Source organism: Streptococcus sp. OMI750 (genome assembly GCF_047463895.1).
Lineage (GTDB): Bacteria > Bacillota > Bacilli > Lactobacillales > Streptococcaceae > Streptococcus.
Genome location: NZ_JASHCZ010000005.1, coordinates 72,877 through 91,025 on the forward strand (window position 1 = coordinate 72,877; position 18,149 = coordinate 91,025).

The following is an 18,149-nucleotide window of genomic DNA, read 5'->3' on the forward strand; positions in this document are numbered from 1 at the left end:
AATAAAGGAAGATTATGTACGAATACATTAAAGGAATCTTAACGAAAATCACCGCCAAATATATCGTAGTAGAAACAGCTGGGATCGGCTATCTCTTACATGTAGCTAATCCATATGCCTACTCTGGCAAAGTGAATCAAGAGGTGCAAGTCTATCTGCACCAGGTGGTCCGTGAAGATGCTCACCTTCTCTATGGCTTTGCGACAGAAGAAGAGAAAAAGCTCTTTTTGAACTTGATCTCGGTCTCTGGAATTGGACCAGTGTCAGCTCTAGCTATCATTGCTGCGGATGACAATGCAGGCCTTGTCCAAGCCATCGAAAGCAAGAACATCACCTACTTGACCAAGTTTCCGAAGATCGGCAAGAAAACAGCCCAGCAGATGGTCTTGGATCTAGAAGGTAAGATCAATCTTGATCTAGAAGATGCACCGGCTCAGTCCAAAGCCAAAGTTGCAGAAGAAAACCAAGCCCTTGAGGAAGCCATGGAAGCTATGTTGGCATTGGGCTACAAGGCAACGGAACTCAAGAAGATCAAGAAATTCTTTGAAGGAACTTCGGATACAGCAGAGAACTATATCAAGTCTGCCCTTAAGATGTTGGTGAAATAATGAGCATTGCTCGAATTAAACTAGTTGAAGCAAGAAGCAGTAACAACCATATAAAGATAATGTTTAAGAATGGGAAGATTAAGACGATACGGATACACTGTAAAGTTTTTCCTTTGTTTTGTAAAAATTGTCAACAGAGTCAGACAGAATTATTTTTGCATAATGGATCTCGCTATGGTCAAGTTGGCTCAATTCCTTGTGAATTTTGTGGTGTGAGTATTGCCATAGTGGATAACGACAATATAGTAGATAGTATAAAGGTGAATGATGAATCTTGTTCTTTCGAAAAACTCTATCTGTTAAGTGCAGACTACATTGAATGGTTTCAAGAATGGTATGGAATAACATTGGCTCCCGAAAGCTTTTTTGAAGGTTGGACTGATTGGATAACTGTAGACCAACTTCGAGAACAGATTGAAACATTAACTGGTATAGAAACAGATGGTCAAGCAAGGTATCAAACAGATGAAAAATTTAACCCTCTACCACCAGATATTAATCGTTGGATTAATCTATTGGACAAGTCTACTGTTCCCTTGCCTGATTATGTTTCAAAGATAGGAGAATAAGATGCCAAAACGTTGTAGCTGGGTTAAAATGAACAACCCGCTATATGTAGCTTACCATGATGAAGAGTGGGGCCAACCTCTCCACGATGACCAGGCGCTCTTTGAGTTGCTTTGCTTAGAGACCTATCAGGCTGGCCTGTCTTGGGAGACGGTGCTCAATAAACGGCAGGCTTTCCGTGAGGTTTTTCATGGCTATCACCTTCAAGGTGTTGCAGACATGACGGATGAAGAACTGGAAGCTTTGTTAGACAATCCAGCCATCATCCGCAATCGTGCCAAGATTTTTGCGACACGTGCCAACGCCCAGGCCTTTCTACAAGTGCAGGCAGAATTCGGAACTTTTGATGCTTATCTTTGGTCTTTTGTGGATGGACAAACCATCGTCAATGATGTGCCTGACTACAGCCAGGAACCTGCCAAAACAGCTCTATCTGAGAAATTATCCAAAGATCTCAAAAAACGAGGCTTTAAGTTCACTGGGCCAGTTGCTGTATTGTCTTTTCTACAGGCTGCAGGTTTGGTTGATGACCATGAGAATGATTGTGAATGGAAAAGCGGTAAGTAGTGAGTACAGATAGCGAAAGTATTTGAGAATATAGAAAAAGCTGAGAAATTCATCTCAGCTTTCTTTGTTATAGTCAAAGCGAATGACTTGCTCCGTTGCGTCTACATACGCGTGTACTCCAAAGGGAACAATTGCTCTTGGTGTAGCATGGCCAACGTTTAGATTATAGACAATTGGGATATTGCTGTCAATGATATCCAATAGTGCCTCTTTATAGTCGTCATAGAAGGTTTCATCCATAGGTTTTCCGACCAAGAGTCCACTGATGACTTCAAATATCCCAGTTTCTTTTAAAGCCTGCAACATTTTTTTGAAATCATCAGGTTCAGGCTGTTCTTCGCTTGTTTCTAGCAATAGAATCTTTCCTTCCCAGTCGGATAAGTCAGGGAAAAGTTTGTATTTTTGGCAGAGGTCTGTGCTATCTGCGTGTAGAGAGTTGTCAAAAATATCATAGAGAGACTCAAGACAACCACCGAGGATTTCTCCCTCAAACTGAGCATTGCCTTGTAACAAGTCAAAACCTGTATTTGCATGGCTGACACGAGGTGTTCCCAAGGCTTTGGGACTAAAATCAGTCCGTTCCTCATACCAAACGTCACTAGGTCGAATTTCTGAGATTCTTCCCGTCTCAATCAATTCTTTGAAGTAGTGGAGGCTATAGGGCAACATTTCTTTGTCTAACTCACAAATGTCTGCTAGAAATGATTGCCCGTAAAAAGTCTTGATTCCTAGTTTGTGCAACATAAGGTGGTTCATGGTCGTATCCGAGAAACCGAGAAAAATCTTTGGTTTGATAACCTTTTGGAGTTGGTCATTTTCAAAAAGATAAGGTAGCAAGCGATAGGTATCGTTTCCACCAATGGCGCATAGGATCATGTCGATGCTATCATCCGAAAAGGCCTGCATCAAATCCTCTGCACGAGCTTCAGGATGTTCTTTGATAAAATCTAAGCCTTTTAGCGAATGAGGTAAAAAGATAGGATTGAGTCCGAGGTCCTTGAGACGTTGAATACCCAGGTCCACTTCGTGCTTGACAAAGTCTTCACCCATAGTCCCACTAGATAAACTTATAATACCAATAGTAGAAGTCATATACTATCCTCCTAGAAAAAATTGAAGCTATTGTATCACAAAAGATGAGGGAAAACAATAAGAATTAGAGTCAGAAGAAGGCTTTTAGATCAAGAAAGTAGTAAAAAAGCAACCACTCGATATGGTTGCTTCAGAATATAGATAAGCTCTATCAACAATAGAAAATAGCCCTTCAGAAGTTGATTGCCACATAGTTAAAACTCATAGGAACGCTGATGTAATGATATTTCTAAGAGTTTTTACTTTATACTCTAAAAGAAAAAGATTGAAGAAAGTTGTCCAAAATGGACTTTATCTTCAATCTGTTTTTTAAATAATTTAGGAAATTGTGTTAAAATGAAATGAAAATTACGAATAGTATAAGTGGGAGGCACCATGAAGGCGGAAATTATTGCAGTGGGAACCGAAATTTTAACAGGACAAATTGTGAACACCAATGCTCAATTCTTGTCTGAAAAATTAGCTAGTTTAGGGATTGATGTTTATTATCATGTGGCGGTAGGAGACAATGAAGGTCGTCTCTTCTCGACCATTGAGACAGCTTCAAAGCGCAGCGATTTGGTGATTTTATGCGGTGGACTTGGTCCAACAGAGGATGATTTGACCAAGCAAACTCTTGATAAGTTTTTAGGGAAAGAACTGGTTTTTGATCCGACAGCGCTTGCCAAGCTTGACACCTTCTTTGCTAGTCGCCCTGATTATGTCCGGACGCTCAATAATGAGCGACAAGCACAAATGATCGCCGGATCAATCCCTCTTCAAAACCGTACAGGTCTCGCGGTTGGAGGTTTGATCACGGTTGATGGTGTGACCTACGTCGTTCTACCTGGTCCTCCAAGTGAGTTAAAGCCCATGGTTAATGAACAATTGGTGCCTCATTTGACAACAGGGGAGCAGCTCTTTTCAAGAGTTTTGCGCTTCTTTGGGATTGGGGAAAGCCAGCTGGTTACGATTTTAGCCGATATCATTGAAGAGCAGAGTGATCCGACGGTTGCTCCGTATGCCAAGACAGGAGAAGTGACCTTGCGTCTGTCTACAAAGGCGAAAGATCAGGCAGAAGCGGATGCTAAGCTCGATGTCTTAGAAAAGGAAATCTTATCACGCCACACCCTGGATCATCAACCCTTGCAAGAGTTGTTTTACGGTTATGGAGATGACAATTCGATGGCCAAGGTTGCCTTTGATCTTTTGAAACAGACTGGTAAGACCATTACAGCTGCAGAAAGCCTTACAGCTGGACTCTTCCAAGCGACTCTGGCAGATTTTTCGGGTGCTTCCAGCATCTTCGCAGGCGGTTTTGTCACCTATAGCCTAGAAGAAAAAAGCAAGATGTTGTCTATTCCAGCTCAAGAGTTGGAGCAACATGGAGTAGTGTCTCATTTTACAGCTCAAGCAATGGCTTCACAGGCCCGTAAGTTAACAGGATCCGATTATGGTGTTAGCCTGACCGGAGTTGCGGGGCCAGATAGTCTGGAAGGGCATCCAGCAGGGACAGTCTTTATCGGACTTGCAACTCCAAATGGAGTGGATAGTGTCCAAGTCAATATCGCCGGACGTAGCCGAGCTGATGTCCGCGAAATTGCAGTTCTGCATGCCTTTAATTTGGTGCGCTTGGCTGTATTAAATAGTGAAAATTTGGTATAATGAAGTTTGTGCCAAATGAAGAATGATTCTAAAAATGGATAGGAAATGAGCCTTTCAAATGACGGTGATCGTTGGTGAGTGGGGTGCATTTCCTGTATAGTAAAAAATAGGAGAAAAGAATGGCGAAAAAACAAAAAAAATTAGATGATATCTCTAAGAAATTTGGAGATGAGCGTGAAAAAGCGCTCAATGATGCCCTGAAGTTGATCGAAAAGGATTTTGGTAAAGGATCCATCATGCGTTTAGGTGAACGCGCAGAACAAAAAGTTCAGGTCATGAGCTCTGGTTCATTAGCTCTTGATATTGCCTTGGGTGCTGGGGGCTATCCAAAAGGTCGGATCATCGAAATCTATGGTCCAGAATCATCTGGTAAAACTACCGTTGCCCTCCATGCAGTAGCGCAAGCACAAAAAGAAGGGGGCATTGCGGCTTTTATCGATGCCGAGCATGCCTTGGATCCATCTTATGCAGCAGCTCTTGGTGTTAATATCGACGAACTTCTCTTGTCTCAACCAGACTCAGGAGAACAAGGGCTTGAAATTGCCGGTAAATTAATCGACTCTGGTGCGGTTGATTTGGTGGTTGTCGACTCTGTTGCGGCCTTGGTACCTCGTGCGGAAATCGATGGAGATATCGGGGATAGCCACGTTGGTTTGCAAGCGCGAATGATGAGCCAAGCGATGCGCAAACTCGGAGCTTCGATCAACAAGACCAAGACCATTGCCATCTTTATCAACCAATTGCGTGAAAAAGTTGGGGTCATGTTTGGGAACCCTGAAACCACACCTGGTGGTCGTGCCCTTAAATTCTATGCTTCGGTTCGTTTAGATGTTCGTGGAAATACCCAAATCAAGGGTACTGGGGACCAAAAAGATACCAACGTTGGTAAGGAAACCAAGATCAAGGTTGTGAAGAACAAGGTAGCTCCACCGTTCAAAGAAGCCATGGTTGAAATCATGTACGGAGAAGGAATTTCACGTACAGGTGAATTGGTGAAGATTGCAACAGATTTGGATATCATCCAAAAAGCGGGTGCGTGGTACTCATATAACGGCGAAAAAATTGGTCAAGGATCTGAAAATGCTAAGAAATTCTTGGCTGACCACCCAGAAATTTTTGACGAAATCGACCATAAGGTTCGGGTTCATTTTGGTTTGATCGAAGAAGACGAAGCAGTGAAAACCCTTGATAAAACTGAGGAAGCAGCTCCTGTCGTAGAAGAAGTAACTCTAGATTTAGATGACGCGATTGAAATTGAAGATTAATTTTTTTCAAAATAGGTCGCTAGACTGATGGTTTTTGTGTTATAATTTAATACGATAGTATTATCGTGTAGCGAAAGGAGTGCATGCATGATTAAAATTTATACAGTGTCAAGTTGCACCAGCTGTAAAAAAGCAAAGACTTGGCTCAACGCTCACCAGCTAACTTATAAAGAACAAAACCTCGGTAAGGAAGGAATCACCAAAGAAGAATTATTGGATATCCTTACAAAGACTGAAAATGGAGTGGCAAGTATTGTCTCTTCAAAAAATCGATACGCTAAAAATCTAGGAGTGGACATCGAAGACTTGAGTGTCAATGAAGTCATTGACATCATCATGGAAACACCTCGTATTCTTAAAAGTCCGATCTTGGTAGATGACAAACGTCTCCAAGTGGGCTACAAAGAAGACGATATTCGTGCCTTCTTGCCACGATCAGTTCGAAATGTAGAAAATGCAGAAGCGCGGATGCGTGCAGCTCTTTAAAGCGATTGAAAATCAGAAACAATTTGTTTCTGATTTTTTTCTTTTTAAAAATCGGAATGAAAAGCAGTTTACTGCGCCATTTTACGAAATCTATGATACAATATTTTAGAAAACAATAACTAGTAAGGAATGGAAAATGAAAAGGAAAATCTTCTTATTGGGTGCGCTTGCCTTGTGTTTGACTGGATGCGGTCAAAAAAAACAAGCGAAAACGCCAAATTCAAGTGAGCAAAAAGCAATCCAAGCAAAGGCAGAACAGCTGCAAAAGGATAATAAGAGTATTCTGCAAAAAGCTGAAGAAAATAAAGTCATCACTAGGACCTTTGTCTTTCCAAAAGATGACAAGGGAACACAACAGACGCAAATCGTCACCTATGTGGGGAACACCTTTAAAAAGTTGGAGACTATCAATGTGACGGCAACCGATGAGGAGTTGAAAAAAGGGATCCAACAGGTTGGAGTCGAGGAAGCACAAAAGCAATTGAGAGAATCCTTTAACAAGGACGATGCCTTTAAGGAAGCTTTGACAGTGCCAGGTTTCACAGCTGATTTGACCTTGGAAAATGAGAATGAATACAAGGTGACCATCACCTATGACTTTGAAGCAATGGATGTGAAGAAGGCTGAAGGCATGACTTACTTCAAAAACAATCACTTACCAGAGTTGTTGAAGTTGACACCGAGTCAATTTGCGGATAATCTTATCAATGCTGGAGCAAGTGAGCAAAAATAAAAAAACAGTTTAACTGAAATAGCTCAAAAATGCTTGAAAAAGCTGTAAAATCAAGGGCTTGACCGTTGTGGAAAACTCTTGATTATGGTATAATAGTAATATTCTAAGGAAAGAGGGTGTTCTTGTGGGATTTACAGATGAAACAGTACGTTTTAATCTTGATGATTCAAATCGTAAGGAAATTAGCGAGACCTTGAAAGATGTATACTTGTCACTGGATGAAAAAGGCTACAATCCAATTAATCAAATCGTAGGATACGTACTCAGTGGTGATCCTGCCTATGTACCTCGTTATAATAATGCACGGAACCAAATTCGTAAATATGAACGAGATGAGATCGTGGAAGAATTGGTACGTTATTATTTGAAAGGGCAAGGAATAGACCTCTAATGAGAATTATGGGATTGGATGTTGGCTCAAAGACCGTCGGGGTTGCTGTGAGTGATCCTCTCGGTTTTACAGCTCAGGGTCTTGAAATCATCCAAATCGATGAAGACAAAAAAGAATTCGGTTTGGAGCGCTTAGCCGAATTAGTAGCTCAATACAAGGTGGACCGTTTTGTTGTGGGCTTGCCAAAAAACATGAACAACACCAGCGGACCGCGTGTGGAAGCCAGTCAGGCTTACGGCACGATGATTGCTGAAAAGTTTGAGTTGCCAGTCGACTACCAAGATGAACGGTTGACGACAGTTGCTGCAGAGCGGATGTTGATTGAGCAAGCAGACGTTAGCCGTAGCAAACGTAAAAAAGTTATTGATAAGTTAGCGGCGCAGCTTATTTTACAAAATTATTTAGATCGCAATTTTTAGAAAGAAAACGAGGAAGAATAGTATGGCGCATGATCATAACCACGACCATGAAGAACGTGAATTAATCACATTGGTGGATGAACAAGGAAATGAAACCTTGTTTGAAATTCTTTTGACCATCGATGGCAAAGAAGAATTTGGGAAGAACTATGTCCTTTTGATCCCTGCAAATGCAGAAGAAGATGAAAACGGCGAAGTTGAAATCCAAGCTTATTCATTTACAGAAAACGAAGACGGAACAGAAGGCGACCTTCAACCAATCCCAGAAGACTCAGATGCAGAATGGGATATGATCGAGGAAGTCTTCAACAGCTTTATGGAGGAGTAAAAACATCCAGTGGATGTTTTTACCCCAACTCCAAGAAATTAGAAAGAGTTGGTAAGTCCGGGGGATGTTTTTACCCTTGCGCTAGAAACAAAGACCGCAAGTAAGCCCGGTGGACGTTTTTAGCCCTGCTTCAAGAAACAAGAAAAAGCAGGAAGTCCGATGGACTTGCTGTAAAAATGAGAAAGAAATAACTACAAAAGAAAGGAGCGCAAACGTCAGGAGAGGTTTTGTCGCTTTTTTCTTTTAGGAGGAAGATGTGAATAAGATTGAGCAATGGATGAATAGTCGGATCGGTCTGAATTTTCGATCGGGACTGGATCGTATGGAGCAGGCAGTGAGCCTTTTAGGAAGACCGGATAAGGCTTATCCGATCCTTCATGTGACAGGAACCAATGGGAAGGGATCCACAATCGCCTTTCTGCGTCAATTGTTGATGGCTCATGGGAAGAAGGTTGGGACCTTTACTTCTCCTCATATGATCAGTATCCATGATCGGATTTGTATTGGGGATCAGCCGATTTCAGATGAAGATTTTACTCGGATTGGCCAAGAAGTCCAACAAATGGAGCAGACCTTGCTTCAAACCCAGGACCAACTCTCTTATTTTGAGATTATCTGCCTCATGGCCCTCTTGTATTTTAAGGAACAAGCTGTGGACGTGGTCTTATTGGAAGTTGGTATCGGTGGGCTTCTAGATACCACCAATGTAGTGACGGGAGAGATCGCAGTGATCACTTCGGTCGGCCTGGATCACCAGGAAACACTGGGAGGGACGATTGCAGAAATCGCCCAGCAAAAGGCAGGAATCTTTAAGAAGGGCAAGAAAGCTGTGGTGGGTCCCTTTTCGGATGATGCCATAGCTGTTTGTCAAGAAAAAGCGAAGCAACTGGATGTGGATCTCCATGCCTTCCAGAAAGATTTTGGGTTAGAGCAGGACCGTTTTTGGAATGAACGTGTGGAACTTGTCTTGCCGTCTCTGGGCTTGAAGGGTGATTACCAACGGGAAAATGCTGCAGTAGCTTTGGAGGCCTTTTTCCTCTATATGGAGGGCCTAGATCAAGAAGTGGATATGGATCAGGTCAAGCTTGCCTTGCAAGAGACGCGGTGGCCGGGCCGTCTAGAGTTGTTTGGCGACCAGGTGTATCTGGATGGCGCCCATAATCCTCATGCCATGTTGCGCTTGATCGAGTTTGCCAACAGCTTAGCAGGAAAGCGCGTGAAGATTTTATTTGGAGCCCTTAAGCGAAAAGATTATAGCGGGATGCTCCAAACGCTTCAAGCGGGATTGCCGGAAGCTGAATTGATTTTGACGACCTTTCATTACGGAGAAGTGGTGGCACAAGGCGACCGACAAGACTTGCCCTATGTAGCGGACTATAAGGCCTATATCAAAGAATTTATGGATCAGAGTCGTCCAGATGAAGTCTTATTTGTGACAGGGTCCTTGTATTTTATTGCGGAAGTAAGGGCATTTTTATTAGAGGGGTAAACAATTGACCTAAAGACTTTCTTGGCGTATACTGGTGGTAGATAGTATACGGTTATGGCGAAAGGAGCCGATCTTAATGAAAAAAATCATGTCTATACTGACCTTGGCAGTAGCCCTTTTCCTGACTGCTTGTAGCCAGCAAGAAAAAGCGACACAGACTTCGAGCAAACAGACGTCTGCTTCATCACAGACTGTGACGTCAGCGAGTGAAGAACAGAAAGAAGGGGTGTCCATAGATGGCAGTTATCGTGGACAGGACGAGGAAAATACGATCCTCTTGGTGGTGACGGGTCGAAAAGGCACGTTTACGGTGCAAGATGCTGATGGAGAAGAAGAGGCCAAAGAGGTTAGTATTGATCCGGTCAATCAATCCATGCGTATCGGAGATGAGCCTTATCGCTATCGGATCGAAGGAAATCAGTTGTCGCTAGAAGATCTGGAGCAAGCAGAGGATGATCAAGGGATTATCGTTTTAACCAAGCAATAAGGGACGAAACAAGAGAGAGTGGGACAGAAATCGGTAATTCGTTAGAATTCGATTTCGTCGTCCCACCTCCGCACAGTTGAGTAGGGCTGTAAAAGCTGATGAAATCAGCGTAGTAGAGCCCACTCAACCACTGCGTCTTGCTCGACAATCCAAAAATAATTGAGAGGCTAGGACTTTTGTCCCACTCTCTTTTTGTTTGTCTAGAAGGGGTTTGGTTGGTCGTTGCAACGGGTAAAAAGAATTGGTATACTAGTAGAAAGAAAAAAGGAGGATGCTGTGACCTTTCGAAAATTACGTCTATTAATGTCCAAATATGGATTTAGTATTTTGTTTATGGGCTTTGAACTATGGGCATCCTTTGCGGCATTCTTTTGGCTTAATAGATGGTTCCCTCATTGGCTATCTGTTGCAGTCATTGGGCTCTTATATGTGTCGACAATCTTAGCTATTGTTAATCGAAATACCCCGCCTGAAAATAAGGTGACCTGGCTCTTGATTGCCGTCATTCCTGTCTTTGGATCGCTTTTATACCTCATGTTTGGAGAGCGGCGTTTGTCCAAAAAGGAAATGATCCAGCTGAAAAATATGGAGTCCATGAAGTTTCGAGAGGACAATAGTCATCAGTTGCGTAAGGAGCTCAAGCAAGAAAGCAAGGCGGTTTATGGCTTGGTCAAGTCGATTTTATCCATGGACCACAATGCGGATCTCTACAATGGGACGGCATCGACCTTTTACCCTCTAGGGGAGGAGATGTATGCGCAACTACTAGAGGATCTAAAAGCCGCGAAAAAATTTATCTTCATCGAGTTTTACATTATTGATGAGGGCTTGATGTGGAACAGTATCCTAGAAATTTTAGAGCAGAAAGTGAAAGAGGGGGTCGAAGTCAAACTCCTTTATGACGATATCGGCTGTATGGCGACTTTGGCTGGGAACTATACCAAACGCTTGAGAAAGATGGGGATTGATGCCCATAAGTTTAACAAGGTGATCCCCCGTCTAACAGTGGCTTATAACAACCGAGATCACCGCAAGATTCTGGTCATTGATGGGCAGATCGGCTATACGGGTGGTGTCAATTTGGCAGACGAGTACATCAACCACATTGAGCGGTTTGGTCACTGGAAGGACAGTGCCATCCGTTTGGATGGACGAGCTGTTAAGGCCTTGACGCGACTCTTCCTCATAAACTGGTACATCAACCGTGGGGAAATCGAGGATTTTGACCGCTACCATATTGAAAACAAGGCAGTCGAAGGCGAAGGGCTCTACATTCCCTATGGGAGTGGACCAAAGCCGATTTACAAGTCGCAGGTCGGAAAGACGGTTTATCAAAATATGATCAACCAGGCGACGGATTACGTCTATATCACGACTCCTTACTTGATCATCGATTATGATTTGACAGAAGATATCCGCAATGCGGCCCTTCGTGGGGTGGATGTTCGCATCGTGACCCCGCATATTCCGGATAAAAAATTGATCCAAATTGTTACGCGTGGGGCTTACTTGGATCTGATGGATGCTGGTGTGAAAATCTATGAGTACACGCCTGGTTTTGTCCATAGCAAGCAAGTCCTGGCAGATGACGAAATGGCGGTTGTAGGGTCGATTAACTTTGATTACCGCAGCCTGGTCCATCACTATGAAAATGCTGTCTGGATGTATCGGACGCCTGCCTTGAAAAAGATTCGGGAGGACTTTGACCATATCTTTGAAGTGTCTCAAGAAATTACAGAGGATACCTTCCGCTTTACATGGCACCAAAGCTTAATCAAGGAAATTATGCAATTGTTCGCACCGATGTTGTAAATGTATAAAAACGAAAATCAGAGTCAGGAATCGAGATGCCTGACTCTTTTTCTATAGGACTATGTGATAAGAGGCTGACAGGGTCAGCAGAATTTGGTATACTAGAGAAGATAATGGGCTTTTTTCTAAAAGGAAAGAGCAGAGGAATAGCGAAGAAAAGGAAAAAGAATGAGCGAAAAAGAGCAAGAAATGACTTCGAAAAAGTTAGGGCTTCACGTGGGAGACAGTTTTCAGGATACACGTGAAATTCGCGAAGTGCTAGATAAATCAGTCTTTCGTGAAGAAGAGCCGACTCATAGCCAGCAGGCAGAAGTCTTGGAGGAGCCTGTTGCAATGGAGGCATCAGAGGAAATTCGTGATGCCAAGCCAGAAGCAGTAGCAGAACCTACACAAGAATTGGAACAAGAAGCGGAGCAACCGCTCAGTCGGATGAGTCGTCGTTCACGTAAGGCGGGAGTTGAAGCGACAAAAGCGGAAGCATCTAAGCTAGAAGAGAATACGGAAGAGCTAGAAGCGGATGTGGCAGTTGAGCCAATCCGTCGTCAAGCTAAGCGTCCAGTGCCCCTAGCGATTCCTTTTGTGTTGAGTCTCTTGATTAGTTTGCTGCATGTCGGGGTGCCATTTTTAACCCGTTTTGCAACCAATCAACAATCGCAAAACTTGTATGCTGGCTGGGCAATGACCAAGGGGCAAGTACCGTTTGGTGATTTTTACGGAACCAATGGTCTGCTCTATTATGCAATCAACTGGTTGGGAAGCTTGGCTGGTGGACATTGGATCTTGATGATTCTCCAAGCGATTGCTCTCTTCTTTGCGGGGACTTACCTCTATCGGGTTGTGCGCTTGCTGGTGTCTGATAAAGATACAGCGAAGAATGTCCAGTTACTCTTTTATTTCTTGGTGTTAGGCCTTGGTTTTGGAGGAACTTATGTGACTCTCTTTAGTCTTCCAATCCTATTTGCCAGCATGAATTTCATTTTGGCTTATTTGATTGGGGATCGTAAGGATGAAGGCTTTATCCTTTATGGTGCGATTGCAGCTGTGGCTTTCTTGATTGATCCGATGACCAGTGCCTTGTTTTATTTGTTGGCCTTCCTTGGATTAACAGCCTTTAACATCAAGCAGAAGAGATGGGCGCGTGGCTTTTATCAACTGCTAGCAGCTCTCCTTGGTTTTTCACTCGTCTTTTATCCAATTGGCTATATCACCGTTTTGAATCAGACTTTTGGCTATGCCATTAACCAAGTAACCTATGTCTTTAATGCCTTGAATTTTAGCAATGGACAGACCTTCAGTAATGCCATTTATTATGGACTGTTGGCGCTGGCCTTTGGTCTGGTCTCTGCCTTTTTGATGTCCTTTACGAAGCAAAATAGCAGTGCTCGCCGGATCTTCCGCTTTATGGGATGGGCAGGTAGCCTGGTAGTCCTCATCGTGTCGATTGGTCTTCCGGAGCAAGGCGCTTACCAATTGTTGCCAATGTTGCCATTTGTTCTTCCCTTGTTTGCGATCTGGTTCTCACGAGATGGGGAAGAAAACGACGGGATCGAACGTCGTGGTCGGAAGAAGAAAAACAAGGAAGTTTGGGCCGCTTACTTTACGAGCCAAGTTTTCTTACCGCTAGTAGCCTTTGTCTATCTGTTGGCGAATCCAGTGGTTCAAGATGTTGTGCTTCAGTCTGGTCAATCGAGTGAACGGAGTGCTATTGCCAGCTACATTAAACATCACACCAAGTCGAAAGATACTATTTATGCTTGGGATACGACAGCTACTCTCTATCAAGAAAGCGATCGTTTGGCAGCTTCTGCCTTATTGACCCCGACGTCTTATCTGGGAATTAATGAAAATCGGACCAATGTGATCCAACAAATCGATCGGTCTGAACCGAAGTATATTGTGGTCAACAATCAGGTGGAGTTGACCTCCAATATGAAGGACTTGCTCAAAGAAAATTATCGTCTGGTTGAGAAGAAATACCGTCATTTCAAACTCTATCAACGCTCTTAAGAAAATCAATATCTTGTGTTTTAGAAAGTTTTTTAGAATTTTCACCACAAGATATTGATTTTTATTTTTGGAGTGGTATAATACAACTTGTATGTAAATAAATGAAGAGAGGCATGTTTGGTATGATCACCTTGAGAGAAGAAAAACTGAGAATGGCCCCGGATATTTTTGTTGAAAAACGAGATGGCCGTCGTGTTCAATTCGATGTTGAAAAAATTTATAAAGCCTTGTTGAAGGCGACAGAAGAAGTGACTTCTCTCACTCCAGTGATGGAAGCCAAACTAGAAGCCATTGTCGATCGTGTGATCGCAGAGATTTTGGAGCGTTTCCCAAATGGTGTGAAGATCTATGAGATTCAAAATGTGGTCGAACATGAATTGCTTCAAGCCAATGAATATGCGATTGCGGAGAGCTATATTACCTATCGGACTCAGCGGGATTTTGAGCGCTCAAAAGCAACCGATATCAATTTTACGATCGGAAAACTCCTCAACAAAGACCAAGCTGTCGTCAATGAAAATGCCAATAAGGACAGCGACGTTTTTAATACCCAGCGTGATTTGACAGCGGGAATTGTCGGCAAGTCTATTGGTCTTAAACTGTTGCCCAAACACGTAGCCAATGCCCACCAAAAAGGGGATATCCACTACCATGATTTGGACTATAGTCCTTACACTCCGATGACCAACTGTTGTTTGATCGATTTTGAAGGCATGCTGCGTAATGGCTTTAAGATTGGAAATGCAGAAGTAGAAAGTCCCAAGTCCATCCAAACTGCAACGGCTCAGATCTCGCAAATCATTGCCAATGTGGCTTCTAGTCAGTATGGTGGTTGCTCAGCTGACCGAATCGACGAGGTCTTAGCTCCTTATGCAGAAAAGAATTATCAGAAGCACTTGAAAGATGCAGAGGAGTGGGTTCTCCCGGAAAAACGTGAGCACTATGCTTGGCAAAAAACGAAAAAAGATATCTATGATGCTATGCAGTCCTTGGAATACGAGATCAATACCCTCTTTACTTCCAATGGGCAAACACCTTTTACTTCATTGGGCTTCGGCCTTGGAACTACTCGCTTCGAACGCGAAATCCAAAAGGCGATTCTTGAGATTCGAATCAAGGGACTTGGTTCAGAACACCGGACCGCAATTTTCCCTAAGTTGATTTTTACCTTGAAAAGAGGCCTCAACTTAGAACCAGATAGTCCCAACTATGACATCAAGCAATTGGCCTTGGAATGTGCGACCAAACGCATGTATCCGGATATCCTCTCATATGATAAGATTGTCGAATTGACGGGTTCCTTCAAGGTACCCATGGGTTGCCGCTCTTTCCTCCAAGGGTGGAAGGATGAAAATGGCGTCGAAGTCAATTCTGGTCGGATGAATCTGGGGGTTGTGACGGTGAATCTACCCCGGATTGCCTTGGAATCTGGTGGAGACAAGGAAAAGTTCTGGCAAATTTTTAATGAACGGATGAATATTGCGGAAGATGCTTTGGTTTACCGGGTGGAACGCACCAAAGAAGCGACACCAGCCAATGCACCGATTCTCTACCAATATGGGGCTTTCGGAAAACGTTTGGGTAAATATGACCAGGTAGACCAGCTTTTCCGTAACCGTAGAGCGACGATTTCACTTGGCTATATCGGACTCTATGAAGTGGCGACGGTCTTTTATGGGCCAAACTGGGAGGAAAATCCAGAAGCTAAGCAATTCACGATCGAGATCATCAAGGATATGAAGAAACGGGTCGAAGAATGGTCCGATCAGTATGACTACCACTTCTCCATCTATTCGACGCCGTCAGAAAGCTTGACAGACCGCTTCTGTCGCTTGGATACGGAGAAATTTGGTCAGGTTCCAGATATTACAGACAAGGAATACTATACCAATAGTTTCCACTACGATGTTCGTAAGAACCCAAGCCCGTTTGAGAAGCTAGATTTTGAAAAAGTCTATCCAGAAGCTGGAGCGACGGGGGGCTTTATTCACTATTGTGAGTATCCTGTGCTCCAACAAAATCCAAAAGCCCTTGAGGCAGTTTGGGATTATGCCTATGACCGGGTCGGCTATCTTGGAACCAATACACCAATTGACCGTTGCTACAAGTGTGACTTTGAAGGAGACTTCACGCCTACCGAGCGGGGCTTCACCTGTCCAAACTGTGGCAATAGTGATCCTAAGACAGTTGATGTGGTCAAACGGACCTGTGGCTATCTAGGAAATCCTCAAGCCCGTCCCATGGTTAATGGACGCCACAAGGAAATTGCTGCGCGGGTCAAACACATGAATGGGTCCACGATCAAATCAGCTGGACATGAAGTGACAGATTAGAAAAGGACATTATGGGAAAATACCAATTAGATGATAAGGGCAAGGCTCAGGTGCAACGATTCCACGAGAAGCATTCAACAGGTGGAGTCAATAAAAAAGACCGCGTGGCCAGCCTAAGAGAGAAATTTTTAAAAAAGGCTAAGAAAAAATAAAAGTGAGAGTCCGCTCTCGCTTTTCTCGTATGGGGGGAGGTAAAGATGGAACTACGCAGACCGACTCTAGCAGATAAAGAAACTGTATTAGACATGATGGCAGAGTTTGAAGCGAATCAATCAGCTCACGATGGCGGATTTTGGGATGCTGAGAATTTTGTTTATGAAGAGTGGTTGGAAAGTAATCAGAATCATGAAATGGGGATTAATTTGCCTGAAGGGTGGGTGCCTGATATTCAGTTAGTTGCTTTTTCGAGAGATGGACAAGCCGTAGGGTTTCTCAATCTGAGATTGCGTCTTAGTGACTATTTGCTGGAGGTAGGTGGTCATATTGGTTATTCCATCCGTCCCTCTGCGCGTGGGCAAGGATTGGCAAAAGAGCAGCTGCGGCAAGGATTGCAAGTAGCCAAAAATAAAAATATCAAACGTGCTTTAGTGACTTGTGATAGTGACAATGCTGCTAGTCGAGCAGTGATTCTGACTAATGGCGGAGCTTTAGAGGATGTTCGAGGCGGGAAAGAGCGCTATTGGATTGATTTAGATTGAGGAAAGTTTATGAAGTTACAACGACCAACTTTAGAAGATAAAGACGCGATTTTAGAGATGATTGCTGAGTTCGATGCTGCAAAATCCTATATGCACGGTGGCATGGGCTCCACTTGGAAGCGAGCAAAGGACTTTGCGGATTGGTTGCGAATCGTAGAGCAGCAGGAGGATACTGAGAATCTGCCAGAAGGCTGGGTTCCTACCATTCAATTTTTATCCTTTGATGAGACTGGCTACCCTCTGGGCTTTTTAGCCCTGCGCTTGTCCTTGAATGACAAATTATTTGTAGAGGGTGGTCACATTGGCTATTCCATCCGGCCCAGTCAACGCAGAAAGGGCTTGGCTAAGTTGCAGCTAGAGCTAGGACTAGCAGAGGCTCGAAAGCAAGGATTGGAACGAGTACTGATTACCTGTGATGAAGACAACGAAGCCAGTCGTCGCACCATTCTCTCTGCTGGCGGTGTTTACGAAAACACAATCGACAGAAGTCAGCGCTACTGGATTGATTTGGAGGATGAAGATGAACAATCCCAAACCTCAAGAATGGAAAAGTAAGGAGCTGAGTAAAGGGCGAATCATTGACTATAAGGCCTTTAACTTTGTAGATGGCGAAGGTGTCCGCAACTCCCTTTATGTAGCGGGTTGCATGTTTCACTGCGAGGGCTGTTACAATGTGGCCACCTGGTCTTTTAACGCGGGTATTCCCTACACCAAAGAGTTAGAAGAACAGATCATGGCCGATTTGGCCCAACCCTATGTTCAGGGCTTGACCCTGCTTGGGGGGGAACCTTTTCTCAACACTGGTATCCTGCTGCCTTTGGTCAAGCGCGTGAAAAGAGAATTGCCTGACAAAGATATCTGGTCTTGGACCGGCTACACTTGGGAAGAAATGATGTTAGAAACGCCTGATAAACTGGAGCTCTTGTCGCTGATTGATATCCTGGTCGATGGACGGTATGATAAAAGCAAACGCAACCTCATGTTGCAGTTCCGAGGCTCTTCTAACCAGCGGATCATTGATGTTCAAAAATCATTGAAAGAAGGAAAGGTTGTCATCTGGGACAAGCTCAATGATGGCAAGGAAAGTTTTGAGCAAGTCAAGCGGGATGATCTTTTGTAGGATCTTCAAAAACCGGGTGTTTCACCCGGTTTTTTGGATTATCTGCATAAGTATACAAGGGATTTTGCCTGTTTTGGAAAACGCTTACTTTTCAAATGTCCAT

The 18,149-nt window shown here is 43.5% G+C and carries 20 protein-coding genes; 19 read left to right on the forward strand and 1 reads right to left on the reverse strand.

Going from position 1 to position 18,149, the window contains the following annotated elements; translation table 11 throughout:
- The first annotated feature begins 14 nt into the window (after positions 1–14).
- The 3 genes from ruvA to QM830_RS09085 are packed head-to-tail and all read left to right on the forward strand — an operon-like array spanning position 15 to position 1,742.
- The gene (gene ruvA, locus QM830_RS09075) at positions 15–608 is read left to right on the forward strand and encodes a Holliday junction branch migration protein RuvA (RefSeq protein ID WP_414326598.1); all 594 of its coding nucleotides are present in this window, start codon (positions 15–17) and stop codon (positions 606–608) included.
- The gene (locus QM830_RS09080; RefSeq protein ID WP_414326600.1) at positions 608–1,177 is read left to right on the forward strand and encodes a hypothetical protein; all 570 of its coding nucleotides are present in this window, start codon (positions 608–610) and stop codon (positions 1,175–1,177) included. Before ruvA ends, QM830_RS09080 begins: the two co-directional genes overlap by 1 nt.
- A 1-nt stretch (position 1,178) precedes the next feature.
- The gene (locus QM830_RS09085) at positions 1,179–1,742 is read left to right on the forward strand and encodes a DNA-3-methyladenine glycosylase I (RefSeq protein ID WP_414326602.1); all 564 of its coding nucleotides are present in this window, start codon (positions 1,179–1,181) and stop codon (positions 1,740–1,742) included.
- Between the two features lie 54 nt (positions 1,743–1,796).
- Here the strand turns inward: QM830_RS09085 and QM830_RS09090 are convergent, their stop codons facing one another.
- On the reverse strand, positions 1,797–2,834 hold the full coding sequence (locus tag QM830_RS09090; protein WP_414326604.1) for a S66 family peptidase: 1,038 nt from the start codon (positions 2,832–2,834) through the stop codon (positions 1,797–1,799).
- A 375-nt stretch (positions 2,835–3,209) separates the two neighbouring features.
- Between QM830_RS09090 and QM830_RS09095 the strand changes: the two genes are divergently transcribed.
- The 16 genes from QM830_RS09095 to nrdG all read left to right on the forward strand — a co-directional run bounded on the left by QM830_RS09095 (position 3,210) and on the right by nrdG (position 18,046).
- Positions 3,210–4,478, forward strand: a complete 1,269-nt coding sequence (locus QM830_RS09095) for a competence/damage-inducible protein A (RefSeq protein WP_414326606.1) — start codon at positions 3,210–3,212, stop codon at positions 4,476–4,478.
- A 119-nt stretch (positions 4,479–4,597) separates the two neighbouring features.
- Positions 4,598–5,743 (forward strand): recombinase RecA, encoded by a 1,146-nt coding sequence (gene recA / locus QM830_RS09100; protein ID WP_003002082.1) that lies wholly within the window; start codon positions 4,598–4,600, stop codon positions 5,741–5,743.
- Positions 5,744–5,830: 87 nt separating this feature from the next.
- Positions 5,831–6,229 carry a transcriptional regulator Spx gene (gene spx, locus QM830_RS09105; protein WP_003009108.1) on the forward strand — a complete coding sequence of 133 codons (399 nt, stop codon included), beginning with the start codon at positions 5,831–5,833 and terminating at the stop codon, positions 6,227–6,229.
- 136 nt (positions 6,230–6,365) lie between these two features.
- Complete coding sequence (locus QM830_RS09110) at positions 6,366–6,962, forward strand: SP0191 family lipoprotein (protein WP_031576799.1); 597 nt, start codon at positions 6,366–6,368, stop codon at positions 6,960–6,962.
- Positions 6,963–7,086: 124 nt separating this feature from the next.
- A complete protein-coding gene (locus QM830_RS09115; RefSeq protein WP_003002070.1) occupies positions 7,087–7,353 on the forward strand; it encodes an IreB family regulatory phosphoprotein in 267 nt (88 codons plus the stop codon).
- A complete protein-coding gene (gene ruvX, locus QM830_RS09120; protein WP_049492638.1) occupies positions 7,353–7,772 on the forward strand; it encodes a Holliday junction resolvase RuvX in 420 nt (139 codons plus the stop codon). Before QM830_RS09115 ends, ruvX begins: the two co-directional genes overlap by 1 nt.
- 22 nt (positions 7,773–7,794) lie before the next feature.
- Positions 7,795–8,100, forward strand: coding sequence for a DUF1292 domain-containing protein (locus QM830_RS09125; RefSeq protein ID WP_003001941.1), 306 nt, complete (start codon positions 7,795–7,797; stop codon positions 8,098–8,100).
- A gap of 256 nt (positions 8,101–8,356) precedes the next feature.
- Complete coding sequence (locus QM830_RS09130) at positions 8,357–9,589, forward strand: bifunctional folylpolyglutamate synthase/dihydrofolate synthase (RefSeq protein WP_414326610.1); 1,233 nt, start codon at positions 8,357–8,359, stop codon at positions 9,587–9,589.
- A 76-nt stretch (positions 9,590–9,665) separates the two neighbouring features.
- On the forward strand, positions 9,666–10,076 hold the full coding sequence (locus QM830_RS09135; RefSeq protein ID WP_414326612.1) for an SP_0198 family lipoprotein: 411 nt from the start codon (positions 9,666–9,668) through the stop codon (positions 10,074–10,076).
- 276 nt (positions 10,077–10,352) lie between these two features.
- Positions 10,353–11,888: a cardiolipin synthase gene (cls, locus tag QM830_RS09140; RefSeq protein ID WP_414326614.1), complete on the forward strand. Its 1,536-nt coding sequence runs from the start codon at positions 10,353–10,355 to the stop codon at positions 11,886–11,888.
- A 168-nt stretch (positions 11,889–12,056) separates the two neighbouring features.
- Positions 12,057–13,895 (forward strand): MFS transporter, encoded by a 1,839-nt coding sequence (locus QM830_RS09145; protein WP_414326616.1) that lies wholly within the window; start codon positions 12,057–12,059, stop codon positions 13,893–13,895.
- Positions 13,896–14,017: 122 nt separating this feature from the next.
- On the forward strand, positions 14,018–16,228 hold the full coding sequence (gene nrdD, locus QM830_RS09150; RefSeq protein ID WP_414326679.1) for an anaerobic ribonucleoside-triphosphate reductase: 2,211 nt from the start codon (positions 14,018–14,020) through the stop codon (positions 16,226–16,228).
- Between the two features lie 11 nt (positions 16,229–16,239).
- A complete protein-coding gene (locus tag QM830_RS09155) occupies positions 16,240–16,380 on the forward strand; it encodes a hypothetical protein (RefSeq protein ID WP_129822760.1) in 141 nt (46 codons plus the stop codon).
- A 45-nt stretch (positions 16,381–16,425) separates the two neighbouring features.
- On the forward strand, positions 16,426–16,926 hold the full coding sequence (locus QM830_RS09160; protein ID WP_414326618.1) for a GNAT family N-acetyltransferase: 501 nt from the start codon (positions 16,426–16,428) through the stop codon (positions 16,924–16,926).
- Positions 16,927–16,935: 9 nt separating this feature from the next.
- Complete coding sequence (locus QM830_RS09165; protein WP_009731856.1) at positions 16,936–17,481, forward strand: GNAT family N-acetyltransferase; 546 nt, start codon at positions 16,936–16,938, stop codon at positions 17,479–17,481.
- Positions 17,447–18,046 (forward strand): anaerobic ribonucleoside-triphosphate reductase activating protein, encoded by a 600-nt coding sequence (gene nrdG, locus QM830_RS09170; RefSeq protein ID WP_414326620.1) that lies wholly within the window; start codon positions 17,447–17,449, stop codon positions 18,044–18,046. Before QM830_RS09165 ends, nrdG begins: the two co-directional genes overlap by 35 nt.
- The last annotated feature ends 103 nt before the right edge of the window (positions 18,047–18,149 follow it).